The organism is Rhodococcus sp. JVH1 (genome assembly GCF_000280725.2).
Lineage (GTDB): Bacteria > Actinomycetota > Actinomycetes > Mycobacteriales > Mycobacteriaceae > Rhodococcus_F > Rhodococcus_F jostii_A.
On record NZ_CP166289.1, the window covers coordinates 174,912 to 187,199 of the forward strand.

11 protein-coding genes are annotated in these 12,288 nt (G+C 69.4%); 4 read left to right on the forward strand and 7 right to left on the reverse strand.

Annotated elements, in window-relative coordinates:
• Positions 1-48 precede the first annotated feature (48 nt).
• The 5 genes from JVH1_RS00820 to aspS all read right to left on the reverse strand — a co-directional run bounded on the left by JVH1_RS00820 (position 49) and on the right by aspS (position 7,666).
• Entirely contained in the window at positions 49-1,224 is a 1,176-nt protein-coding gene (locus JVH1_RS00820; protein WP_009480406.1) for a phosphotransferase family protein, read from the reverse strand.
• A gap of 65 nt (positions 1,225-1,289) precedes the next feature.
• Positions 1,290-2,240, reverse strand: a complete 951-nt coding sequence (locus tag JVH1_RS00825; RefSeq protein WP_009480405.1) for a transglutaminase family protein — start codon at positions 2,238-2,240, stop codon at positions 1,290-1,292.
• Complete coding sequence (locus JVH1_RS00830; protein ID WP_009480404.1) at positions 2,237-4,816, reverse strand: circularly permuted type 2 ATP-grasp protein; 2,580 nt, start codon at positions 4,814-4,816, stop codon at positions 2,237-2,239. Before JVH1_RS00830 ends, JVH1_RS00825 begins: the two co-directional genes overlap by 4 nt.
• Positions 4,816-5,787 (reverse strand): DUF389 domain-containing protein, encoded by a 972-nt coding sequence (locus tag JVH1_RS00835; RefSeq protein ID WP_009480403.1) that lies wholly within the window; start codon positions 5,785-5,787, stop codon positions 4,816-4,818. Before JVH1_RS00835 ends, JVH1_RS00830 begins: the two co-directional genes overlap by 1 nt.
• Positions 5,788-5,857: 70 nt before the next feature.
• Complete coding sequence (gene aspS, locus JVH1_RS00840) at positions 5,858-7,666, reverse strand: aspartate--tRNA ligase (RefSeq protein WP_009480402.1); 1,809 nt, start codon at positions 7,664-7,666, stop codon at positions 5,858-5,860.
• Between the two features lie 143 nt (positions 7,667-7,809).
• On the opposite strand from aspS, the gene JVH1_RS00845 reads away from it, so the two are divergent.
• From JVH1_RS00845 to JVH1_RS00855, 3 genes are all read left to right on the forward strand, one after another.
• Complete coding sequence (locus JVH1_RS00845; protein ID WP_043782729.1) at positions 7,810-8,733, forward strand: neutral zinc metallopeptidase; 924 nt, start codon at positions 7,810-7,812, stop codon at positions 8,731-8,733.
• Between the two features lie 65 nt (positions 8,734-8,798).
• Complete coding sequence (locus JVH1_RS00850) at positions 8,799-9,425, forward strand: helix-turn-helix domain-containing protein (protein ID WP_011598849.1); 627 nt, start codon at positions 8,799-8,801, stop codon at positions 9,423-9,425.
• A 2-nt stretch (positions 9,426-9,427) separates the two neighbouring features.
• Positions 9,428-10,144, forward strand: coding sequence for an SRPBCC domain-containing protein (locus tag JVH1_RS00855; RefSeq protein ID WP_009480399.1), 717 nt, complete (start codon positions 9,428-9,430; stop codon positions 10,142-10,144).
• A 17-nt stretch (positions 10,145-10,161) separates the two neighbouring features.
• On the opposite strand, the gene JVH1_RS00860 is transcribed toward JVH1_RS00855, so the two are convergent.
• Positions 10,162-10,617 (reverse strand): hypothetical protein, encoded by a 456-nt coding sequence (locus JVH1_RS00860; RefSeq protein ID WP_043782727.1) that lies wholly within the window; start codon positions 10,615-10,617, stop codon positions 10,162-10,164.
• Between the two features lie 130 nt (positions 10,618-10,747).
• On the opposite strand from JVH1_RS00860, the gene JVH1_RS00865 reads away from it, so the two are divergent.
• Positions 10,748-11,170 carry a PPOX class F420-dependent oxidoreductase gene (locus tag JVH1_RS00865; RefSeq protein WP_009480397.1) on the forward strand — a complete coding sequence of 141 codons (423 nt, stop codon included), beginning with the start codon at positions 10,748-10,750 and terminating at the stop codon, positions 11,168-11,170.
• On the opposite strand, the gene JVH1_RS00870 is transcribed toward JVH1_RS00865, so the two are convergent.
• Positions 11,157-12,200 carry an Rv2578c family radical SAM protein gene (locus JVH1_RS00870; RefSeq protein WP_009480396.1) on the reverse strand — a complete coding sequence of 348 codons (1,044 nt, stop codon included), beginning with the start codon at positions 12,198-12,200 and terminating at the stop codon, positions 11,157-11,159. The genes JVH1_RS00865 and JVH1_RS00870 overlap by 14 nt on opposite strands.
• Between the last annotated feature and the right edge of the window lie 88 nt (positions 12,201-12,288).

Below are 12,288 nucleotides of genomic sequence, written 5' to 3' on the forward strand. Positions count from 1 at the left end.
GACGCTACTGGAACCGCACCGTCGGACCCATTCCGGCCGGACCGCGGGTCAGCCGACGGACAGTCCCCGGATCTTGTCGGCGATGACGCGGGCGTGGTGGGCGACCACCGTGTTCCCGGCGTGATCGGCCGAGCGGGCCAGCTTGTCCCAGCGCTGGGTCAGCGCCTCGGACCGCGGCACGGACAGGTGGTGTTCGCGGACGGCCGCGATGCGCGTGTGGTTCTCCGGCAGGAACAGGTAGGTGCTGAGCCACACCCAGATCAGCTGCGCCTCGACCATGCGGGCGGCGAGCACGTTGTCGTCGGCGAGCGCAGGCCACATCCCCACGACCTCCGCACGCCAGGCCTCGATCATCGCCTGCGTCCGGTCCTCGGACAGTTCGATGCTGCACAGGCAGCCGGGGAACGAGACCAGCGCGTACGCGATGTCGAGCATGGCGTCGCGGAAACCGCCCCACTCGTAGTCGAGGAACCGCACGCCCTCGTCGTTGACGATGATGTTGTCCGGGCACAGGTCGGACGGGCTGAACGCCCGGAAGCGGCCGCTCTCGAACAGCTTCGCGGCACGCGCCACCTGATCGGTCAGGTCCGGGGAGACGTCGACGCGGAGGATCTCGGACAGAAGGCCGGGCACGGCGGGCACCGCACGCTCCACCTGCTCGGCCACGGTGTCGTCGCAGTGCGCCACCTCGGCGCGGCGCAGCAGGGCGGTGAAGTCTTCCTCGCGGCCCACGGTGGCCGCGTGCATGCGGCCGAGCGCCTGGGCCATCGCCATCAGGGTGTTGGTGACGGTGTCGGAGTCGGAGTGCTCGAGCAGGGCGCTGATCGGGGTGGCGTCCCCGAGGTCGCTGAGCACGAGGAGCCGGGCGTCGAGGTCGGATGCGAGCAGTTCGGCTCCGGGGCGGCTGTCCGTCGCCAGCGCCGTGGCGAACTGGTACGAGACGGCCTCCCGGAGGAAGGCGCTGCGGCTGTCGCCGGTGAGATCGTCGGGATCGACGGCCCGCGCGCCGGACACCCCGGACTCCTCGCGGACCTGCTTGATCACCAACGTCCGTGGAAGGGAGAACGGATTCTCCGCCACGCGCACACGGAGCACGATGGTGCGGCCACTACCGCCGAGATCCACGGGATCCACCAGTGTCACGGGTGCCCCTGTGCGACGGGTGAGCAGCTTCTCGGCTGCGGCAACTACCTCTGAAACGGGGTCTGCCAGTATTGCAGTCATCGCGGACCAACTTACCTGCTAGTGACACGGATCATCGAGTCCTCCACCGGAAGCCCGGATGAATTTCAGCATTTCGGCTGATCCGGCGCGAGCACTTCGATCGGCGCCACGTCAACCGACACCGCAATGGTGCTGTTTCGTGCCTCTGTGTATATGACACCGCGCAGGGGCGGCACGTCCGCGTAGTCCCGGCCCCACGCGACCACGGTGTACCGCTCGTCGACGAGCTGGTCGTTGGTGGGGTCGAAGGCGAGCCACCGGTCCCCCGGCATCCACACGGCCGCCCAGGCGTGGGTGGCGTCGACGCCGATCATCCGTTCCTTGCCGGGCGGCGGTTGCGTCGCCAGATAGCCGGACACGTACCGGGCCGCGAGTCCCCGCGAGCGCAGGCAGGCGATGGCGAGCCGAGCGAAGTCCTGGCACACCCCCGACCGCTTCTCGAGCACCTCCGCGACGCGCGTGGAGACCGACGTCGACCCCGACTTGTACTGGAAGTCGCGGTGGATGCGCGTGGTGAGATCGACCACCGCGTCGGCGAGGGGCCGTTCCGGTGGGAAACTCGGCGCCGCGTACTCGCGGACTGCGTCGCTGATCTCGGGGGGTTCGAGGTCGAGCACGAACTCCTGCGCCATCGCCCCCTCGGTTCCCACGGGGCGGGACAATTCCCACGGCGCGTTCGCGGGTGCGGCGGCGAGTCCGGTCTTGTCGGGTCCGTAGACCTCGATCTCGGATTCGGCCGCCACGACCAGTTCCTCGTGCGGCGTGCTCACCTGGAAGTACAGGTCCCGGTTGCCGTACACGTCGGACCCGGTGGAACGGTCCGCGGGCACCGGCGAGATGTCGACGACGGAACTCACGCATCGCTGTTCCTCGGTGTCGCGGGGCAGGAGATAACCCCGGCCGTACGACGAGGACACCGGCCCCGAGTACGTGTAAGTGGTGCGGTGAGTGATCCTGTATCGGCGCAGCACCGGCCGTTGCGCTGCCTCGTCTGTGCGGGGTGACACGTCGGTCATGCGGGAACCCCGCCCTGCGCGGCGCTCCACGTGGTCCCGCTGCCCCACAGCGGCTGGGTGCCGCCCGGCAGCGACAGCTGACCTTTCAACATCACGTCGGACAGTTCGCTCAGCAGTGCGCGCATCGTGGCCGTCAGCTCACCCAGCTCCTTCCGGGACCCGGTCGCGTCGACCGATTCGAGTCGAGCAGGGTCGACGCGCCGCACGGTATTGACCATGTCCTCGACGAGCCGCTCCGCACGCGACGCACCCGAGGCGTCCGGCAGTGCGGTCAGATTCGCACGGAGCGCCTCGAGCTGGAACGCCAGCGACCGCGGGTTCTTCACGTCGAACAGCAGCAACTCGGCCACGGCGGCCGGGCGGATGCTCCGATTGCGGCGGCGATAGACGACGGAACTCTCGGTGGCGACGAGGAGCGATTCGATCACCGCCCGCTCGGTCGCCGGGTCCGTCTTCCGTCGCAGCGTGGACTCCACGAGCGCGGTCAGGGTGGCTGCCCGCTCGATTCGCTTCCCGATGTCCATGACGTGCCAGCCGGTGTCCCGGACCAGCGATTCCGCGGCGACTCCGGACAGAGCGAGCATCCCACCGAGTACGGCGGACTGCGCCTCGAACAGCACGGACCCGTCGTCGGCCGTGTCGGCGGCGACCTGTCCGAGTGCGCGTTCGACGGAACTGAGGACGGCCCAGATGTCGGTGGACAGTTGCCCGCGCACGGCCCGCGCGGCCTGCTCGACGCCACGGACCGCGTGCGCGAGCGACCCGTCCCGGCCGGGGTCGACCGTCAGCGAACGGAACTCCGAGCGCACCCGCAACTGGTCGGCGACCGGGTCCGAGCCGGACTCGGCACCGCGACCGGGCTCCTCCGGGCGGTTCCCGGCGTCGGCGACCAACAGGACCGTGTCGAGCAGGATCGGGAGGCTTCCGCCGCCCGCGAGCCACGGTCGCAGGCGGTAGTCGCGGTACTTCTCGCCGACGGCGATCATCAGGCGTGCCGCACCCTCGGCGCGCTCGGCGAACCGGCCCATCCAGAACAGTTCGGTCAGTGCGCGCGGCGACGTCATCAGGTCGGACGTCGTCGCCGCATACGTGGGCAGGGCTTCCCCGTCGCGGTCGGCGGCGTCCGCCGGATCGGTGGACGCGGTGCGCTGGGCCAACCGGATCCAGACGTCCTTCGCGCCGGCGTGACGCCGGTCGCCGCGCTCGGCCCCGGGAACGAGAGACGTGCCGAGACCTCCGGCCATGGGGGTGAATCCGACCTGCTGCGCCACGGTGAACAGCCGCACCCCGACCGGTGCGAGGAAGACGTCGCCGGATCCGTCGGCCGCGGGCGCATACGAGGGGTCCGGGACGATCTGCCCGACCCACCGCTCGGGTTCGGCCCGCACCCGGTCCAGCAGGGTGTCCCGATCGGCGGCACCGAGCTCGGCTGGCACGATCGGCGACCCCCCGTGCACCGCGCGCAGCACCATCGACGAGGCGTTCGCGAGGATGTGCGACAGCTCCGACCGGTCGCCACCCCAGAAACTCGGAACCGACGGCAGGAGTAGGTCCTCGTCGAGGAGACGACGGCACAGGTCCGGGAGCAGCCTGGTGAGGGCCGGGTTCTCGAGGATTCCGCTGCCGAGGGGGTTGACGACGGTCACCGCTCCCCGTCGCAGCACCTCGACGAGCCCGACCACGCCCGACCGGGAGTCGGGGCGCAGGTCGAGGGGGTCGGCGAGGTCGGCGTCCACCCGCCGGACGATCACGTCGACGCGTTCCAGATTGCCGAGCGAGCGCATCCACACGTGGCCGTCGCGGACCACCAGGTCGGCGCTCTCCACCAGCGGGAAGCCGAGGACGGTCGCGAGATACGCCTGATCGAATGCCGCCTCGGACCGGGTGCGGGGGCTGAGGACGACGACCAGGGGGTCTTCGGTGCCCGCGGGGGCGGCGTCGATCGCCGCGAGCCGCATCGACTGGGCGAAGGAGGACAGCGGACGCGGGCCGACGGTCTCGTAGATGCCGGGCATCGCGCGGGCGACGACGCGGCGATCCGCCATCGCGTAGCCGGCGCCTGCCGGGGACTGCGTGTGGTCGCGCAGCGCGTGGAACGTGCCGTCGGCCCCGCGGCCGACGTCGAGTCCGTGCAGGAACAGTTGATGGCGGCCCGGCACCGTGATGCCGTGCGCCGCACGGACGTACCCCGGGTGCCCGAACACCGTGCGGGCCGGCACGGCGCCGCTCCGGACGAGCGCCATCGGTCCGTACAGATCGGCGAGTACCGCGTCGAGGAGGCGGGAGCGCTGCACGAAGCCCGCCGCGAGCTGTTCCCATTCCTCGGCCGCGACGATCAGCGGGACCGCGTCGATCTCCCACCGCGGCGGCACGGTCGGGGCGTCCGATCCGTCGAGGGGGTTGTAGGTGATCCCGTGGTTGTCGACAAGAAGCCGGATGCGGGACTGCAGGCGGCGGACGGAGTCCGGCCCGCCGCCGGTGAAGTCCCGGGCCAGCTCCGCCCACGGTTCCCGGACGTCGCCGCCGTCGCCGAAGAGTTCGTCGTAGCCCGCGCCGTCGTGCGGTGACACGATCATCAGGCCCTCCGCCTCTGTGCCACGAACCGCTCTTTCCGCGCCTGCTCGAGTAGCCGGCGGGGATCGCCGCCGCTGCGCAATCGCAGTGCCAGAACGAGAACCCCTGCGATCACGATGCCCACCATGTTGACACCGAGTTGCAGCGCCGCCAGCGCCGCGACGCGCCATTCGCCCACGGTGACCGCGACGGCGGCGAATCCCGCCGCGGGAACGGTGGTGACCGAGATGAACACGCCGACGAGTGCCGCCGACTTCGCGGACACGAGCGCGAGCATGCCTGCCGCGCCGGCGAGGAGCGCGACGATGAGCGAGAGCGGTCCGACCCGGTAGATGAAATCGACCTGGTCGAGGGACTCGATGCTCTCGAACTCCATCCAGCCGACCCGCTCCATCAGCAGCGTCGCGACCAGCGTGGCCGCCATCGCGAACGGGAAACCGACGAGCAGGGCGATCAGCGACCGCCGGGCCAGACCGAGCTTGCGCCGCATCAGCGCGACGGCGAGTGCGGCGAGCGGGCCGAATTCCGGCCCCACCACCATGGCCCCGACGACGGTGATCGGCGAGTCGGTCACCACACCGACCGCGGCCAGCAGGCAGGCGATGGTGAGGAACGCGATGAAGGTGCCGTTGAGTGTCGACTCCTCGCGCGTCCGGCTGACCAGTTCCTCCCACACGACGCTGTCCGCGGGATCGCCCGGAGCCGCCTTCTCCGCGTCGTGTGCGGACTTCGACAGCACCGTTTCGACGGGCACCACCGTGATCGCGCCGGTGCGATCGATTCCCAGGGCCTCGAGCGCGTCGATGACGTCGTTCGCGGATTCGCGGGCCACGTCGGTCTGGATCGCGTCGCCGGCGGGGTCGATCGCGGCGGCGCGCAGCACCACCACGTGGGTGGCGCCGGGTTCCGCGGCGAGCACACCGAGGACGTCCTCGGTGCGCTCGGCCGGACAGATCACTCGCAGGTGCAACATCGTGTCCCCCGGCTGTTCCGCGTCGTCCGGTCAATCGAGTTCCGCCGGCAGATGCCGCCGGCGGACCCGCCTACTTGTCTGCGGGTGCGTCGGGCTTGGCCGCCGCGGCGTCGCCCTTCGGCTCCGGCTTGGCGTCCACCCCGGACTCCTTGCGCTGCTGCGCGGTGATCGGAGCCGGAGCATTGGTCAGGGGATCGACGCCACCGCCCGACTTCGGGAACGCGATGACCTCGCGGATCGAATCGACCCCGGCCAGCAGGGCGGTGATGCGGTCCCAGCCGAACGCGATGCCGCCGTGCGGCGGGGCGCCGAACGCGAACGCGTCGAGCAGGAAGCCGAACTTCTCCTCGGCCTCCTCGTGGGAGATGCCCATCACCTTGAACACTCGCTCCTGAATGTCCTTGCGGTGGATACGGATACTGCCGCCACCGATCTCGTTGCCGTTACAGACGATGTCGTAGGCGTACGCGAGCGCGGACCCCGGGTCGGTGTCGAACGTGTCGATCGACTCCGGCTTGGGCGAGGTGAACGCGTGGTGCACCGCCGTCCAGGCGCTGTAGCCGAGCGCGACGTCGCCGCTCGCGGTGGCGTCCGCGGTCGGCTCGAACAGCGGTGCGTCGACGACCCACACGAACGCCCACGCGTCCGGGTCGATGAGGTTCTGCTTGCGGGCGATCTCGCCACGCGCGGCACCGAGCAGCGCACGCGACGACTTGGTGGTGCCGGCGGCGAAGAAGATGCAGTCGCCCGGCTTCGCCCCGACGTGCGCGGCGAGGCCCTCGCGCTCGGTGTCGGTGAGGTTCTTGGCCACCGGTCCGCCGAGCGTGCCGTCCTCGCCGACGAGCACGTACGCCAGGCCCTTGGCCCCGCGCTGCTTCGCCCATTCCTGCCACGCGTCGAGCTGCTTACGCGGCTGGCTCGCACCGCCGGGCATGACCACCGCGCCGACATATTCCTGCTGGAAGACCCGGAACGTGGTGTCCTTGAAGAACTCGGCGCACTCGACCAGTTCGACGCCGAAGCGCAGGTCCGGCTTGTCGGAGCCGTAGCGACGCATCGCCTCCGCGTACGTCATGCGCGCGATCGGCGTCTTGATCTCGTGCCCGACCAGCTTCCACAGCGACGACAGCACCTCCTCGGCGAGGAGGATGACGTCGTCCTGGTTGACGAAGCTCATCTCGATGTCGAGCTGAGTGAACTCGGGCTGGCGGTCCGCGCGGAAGTCCTCGTCGCGGTAGCAGCGCGCGATCTGGTAGTAGCGTTCGATGCCACCGACCATGAGCAGCTGCTTGAACAGCTGCGGGCTCTGCGGCAACGCGTAGAAGCTGCCCGGCTGCAGTCGCGCGGGAACCAGGAAGTCGCGGGCGCCCTCCGGCGTCGACCGCGTCAACGTGGGCGTCTCGACCTCGACGAACTCGTGGTGCGCGAGCACGGCGCGGGCCGCGGCGTTGACCTTGGACCGCAACCGGATGGCGTGACCGGGGCCCTCACGGCGCAGGTCCAGGTAGCGGTACTTCAGGCGCGCTTCCTCTCCGGCCTGGTCGTCCAGCTGGAACGGCAGCGGTGCGCTCTCGTTGAGGACCTCGAGGTCGGTGACGTTGACCTCGATGGCCCCGGTGGGGATCTCGAAGTTCTGGTTGCCCTCGGGACGTACCTCGACCACGCCGGTCACCTTGACGCAGTACTCCGCGCGCAGACGGTGAGCCTGCTCGGCGGCGGCGCCCTCCCGGAACACCACCTGGGAGACACCCGACGCGTCACGTAGATCGATGAAGATCACCCCGCCGTGATCACGACGCCTGGCAACCCAACCGGTGAGGGTTACGGTCTGCTGGGCCTGCTCGGCTCGCAATGAACCGGCGAGATGTGTGCGCAGCACGGGATTCCTTTCGAAACATGGGGCAAGCTACTTCGTTGGCTGAGATCCTACGGAGACACCGTGCGTGAGCGGAAACGCATACCCGCTTCACGTGCGAGGCTCGATCGGCACGTACCGGAAAACTGCAGAGAAAGCGACGACACATGACCTTCAACGAGGGCGCCCGAATGGACTCCGGCCGGGTGTCGGTCGGCGGCGGGGGCGGCGGCGGCCTCGGCGGCAAGTTCGCGATGGGCGGCGGCGCCGGCGGCCTGATCGTGCTGGTCCTCGCACTGCTCCTCGGCGGCGATCCCGGATCGCTGCTCGGCGGCCTCAGCGGCACCACCGATTCCGCCCAGAATTCCGGCGCCGGCCTCGCCGGCTGCGAGACCGGCGCGGACGCCAACCGCGACGTGAACTGCCGGGTGGTGTTCACCGCAGGCAGTCTCGACTCCGTGTGGGAGCAGGAGCTCGCGAAACAGACCGGCACCGCGTACGTGCCGCCGGAGGTCGTGCTGTTCTCCGGTTCGGTCAACACCGGCTGCGGTAACGCCACCAGCGAGGTCGGACCGTTCTACTGCCCGGCGGACTCGACGGCGTACTTCGACACCAGCTTCTTCCAGCTCCTCGTCGACCGTTTCGGTTCCAGCGGCGGACCGCTGGCGCAGGAGTACGTCGTGGCGCACGAGTTCGGCCACCACGTCCAGAATCAGCTCGGCGACATCGGGCGGGCGCAGGCCGACCCGCGGGGCGCCGACTCGGCCGCGGTGCGAACCGAGTTGCAGGCCGACTGCTACGCGGGCGTGTGGGCCCACTACGCCGACAGCCTCCCCGGCCCCGACGGCGGGCCGCCGTTCCTGAACACCCTCACCGACACCGACATCGACGACGCCCTCTCCGCCGCCTCGTCGGTCGGTGACGACCGGATCCAGCAGTCCGCGGGCGCTCGGGTGAATCCGGAGGGCTGGACGCACGGCTCCTCGGAGCAGCGCCAGAAGTGGTTCGCCACCGGGTACCGGACCGGTCAGGTCCAGGCCTGTGACACCTATTCGGCGCGCGATCTGAACAACCCGCCCGCGCTGCGCTGACCGATCACCGCACCGACAATTATATTTGTCTTGACAGAATTTGCTGTCGGTGCGACAGTTGACGCATGTTGGACGTAGCAGTGATCGATCAGGCGGCCGCCGCGGAGATCTCCCTGGACCCGGTCCGGGCGCGGTTGCTCGCGGCGCTGGCCGAACCCGGTTCGGCGAGTTCCATCGCCGCGACGGTCGGATTGACGCGGCAGAAGGCCAACTACCACCTGCGGGCACTCGAGGAGCACGGCCTCGTCGAACTCGTCGAGGAACGCAAGAAGGGCAACGTCACCGAGCGGGTCTTCCAGGCCACCGCGGCGTCGTACGTCATCTCCCCCGCCGCGTTCGCCGCCCTCGCACCCGATCCCGACCGGTCACCGGACCAACTGTCGGCCCGTTGGCTGGTGGCACTGGCCGCGCGACTGGTGCGTGAGGTCGGCGAGTTGATCGCCGGCGCCACCGCGGCGCGTCAGCCGCTGGCCACCTACGCGATCGACAGCGAGATCCGGTTCGCGTCCGCAGCCGACCGGTCCGCCTTCGCCGACGAACTCGGCGAGTCCGTGAAGCACCTGGTGGCCCGGTACCACGACGAGAACGCCCCGAACGGACGCAGGCACCGGCTCGTCGTCGCACTGCACCCCAGCCTGAAAATACCTCCTGCACAAGCTAAGTCACCGGACAACCGTCACGAGGAGAGCTAGCCATGTCCCAGAACTTCGAGATTCGCCGCGAGGTCGTCCTGAACGCCGGCCCGGACGAGGTGTTCGCCGCCGTCACCACCGGCACCGGCGGCTGGATGTTCCCCTCCGAACTGGATCCCGGTGTGGGCAGCGAGGGACCGGACGACCCCACCGTCGTCGCGTGGGAGCCGCCGCAGAAGTTCGCCGTGCGGCAGGAAGGTCCGGGCGGCTGGTTCAACGCCCTCGAATACCTCATCGAGGCCCGCGACGGCGGCACCGCGGCGCTGCGCTACGTCCACAGCGGCATCTTCACCGACGACTGGGACGCGCAGTACGACGGCGCCGACAAGCACACCACGTTCTACCTCCACAGCCTCGGCCAGTATGTCCAGTACTTCGCCGGCCGCGCGGCCACCTACATCACGACCGCCGGCCCGGACACGTCCACCGGTCCTGGCGCGATGGCCACCCTCCGCGGCGCGCTAAGTCTGACCGACGCCTCCGCCGCAGGCGACGCCGTGTCCGTGGACGTCCCCGGTTTCGGCACCGTGGACGGTGTCGTCGACTACCTGACGCCGCACTTCATCGGCATCCGGACCGCCGATGCGCTGTACCGGTTCTACGGCCGCAACGCGTTCGGCGGAACGGTCGACGCGGCGCACCACCTGTTCGCTGCGGGCGCCGACCAGGAGAAGTCGCAGGACGCGTGGAAGTCCTGGCTGGCCAACGTGTTCGCCTGAACCCGCCGCACCTGCGCTCAGGACGCCGTGAACTCGCCCGTACCCGGAATGTTCGGGGTGCTCGTGGTGATCTCGATGCCGACCTGGCCCGCCCCCGGATCGAAGTACACGGCTGTCGGCGCGCCCGGACCGTCCCACCCGCTCAACGCCCACTGCTTCGTCCCGGAGGCACCGGTGTCGAGGTTGCGCCAATGCAGGGTTCCGTCGACCATGCAGACCCGGGAGGGGCCCACGAAGTACGTCGTCAACAGCACGTAGTTCGGCCCGTACGGCTCCGGGTAGCCGGATGACGCGTGGGCGTCGATGCGCCCACCGCACACGCTGAGGTCGCCGGGGTTCAGACCGTGCCCGATCGTGTAGGTGGGGGTCAGCGTCGCAGCATCCGCCCCGGCGGCGGCCGGTGCACCGAGTAGTGCGGCCGCGGCGAGCGAACCCACCACCGCCGATCGGACAACCAGATCTCCCACAGGCATGGTGCTCCTTGGTCGTTGCGCGTCGGGCGAACCTCTCTCCCCCTTGTCTCCGGGAAGGCGGGGAGCGTTACTCATCCGCTTGGCTAGTGTCGACGCAGAAACATCGGTCGCCATCGACGAGGAGATTTCCATGTCGTTCACGGACGAAGAGATCGCCTACCTGCGGTCGCAGCCGATCGCGCGCGTCGCCACCGTAGGCGCTGACGAGCAACCCGACGTCGTTCCACTCGCCTTCGAGTTCGACGGAACGGACTTCTGGGTGGGAGGCTCCGGACCGTCCGTCGCCGGTACCCGCAAGTTCCGGAACATCCGGGCCGGGAACGACAAGGTGTCGCTGGTCGTCGACGACCTGGTGTCGTTCGAACCTTTCGTCGCGCGGTCCATCCGGATCTACGGCACGGCCGATCAGCCGGTGGAACGGGACGGAATGATCGGCCCCGGCCTCTATGTGCGCATCGCACCGACCATCTCGTGGAGCTGGAACATGGCGGGAGAACCTGCCGGCGCCGAATGGTACGAGCCGAGGCGGACCGTTCACGTCAGAAGAGAGTGAGCGCCGGTCCGGGACGACCGACCCCGACCAGTTCACCGCGATCGGACTCGACGGCCTGGGGGTGCCCGGCCTCCCGATGGTTCGCCCCGCCGCCCAGACCGTACCGGTCGACGAGAGGGTCGACGCGCTGCTTCAGCCACGACTTGTATTCGGGCGGAACGTAGGCCGCCCGCCCGTACAACTGCCGGTACTGACGGACGAGCGCCGGATGCTCGGTCGACAGCCAGTTCATGAACCAGCCCTTGGTGCTGCCGCGCAGGTGCATCGGAAAGACGGTCACACCCGAGGCGCCGGCATCGGCGATGGATTCGAGTAGTCCGTCGAGATGCCGCACCGAATCGGTCAGGAAGGGAATGACGGGGGCCACCATCACATTGCAGGGCAGGCCGGCGTCGGTGATCGCCCGGATCAGATCGAGGCGCGCCTTCGGGGTGGGCGTTCCCGGCTCGATCGACTTCTGGAGGTCGGGATCGTGGATCGCGAGCGACACGCCGATGCTGACCGGCACCTGCTGGGCGGCGAGCGTCAGCAGCGGGAGGTCGCGCCGCAGCAATGTCCCCTTGGTCAGAATCGAGAACGGGGTGGCGGATTCGGCCAGCGCGCGAATGATGCCGGGCATCAGACGGTACCGGCCCTCCGCTCGCTGATAGGGATCGGTGTTGGTGCCGAGCGCCACGTGCTCCCGCTTCCACGACCGACGCCCCAGCTCCTTGCGCAGCACCGCCGCGACGTTGGTCTTCACGACGATCTGACTGTCGAAATCACGGCCCGCGTCGAGGTCGAGGTACTCGTGGGTGGGCCGCGCGAAGCAGTAGCGACAGGAGTGCGAGCATCCGCGAAATGCATTGACGGTGAACCGGAAAGGCAGTTGTGACTCCTCGGGCATCTTGTTCAGCGCGCTCTTGCAGAGCACCTCGTGGAAGGTGATGCCGTCGAACTCGGGCGTCTGCACACTGCGCACGAGCCCGGCACGCTCCAGCCCCGGCAATGCACCGTCGTCGGCGTCGACCGCTTGCCCATCCCACCTCATGAGTACATGCGAACATTTGTTCTAACCGGTGTCAAGGCTTCGACCCGCGCGGAGACCGGATCGTGGGGAAAGACCGCGCTGGTGAGCG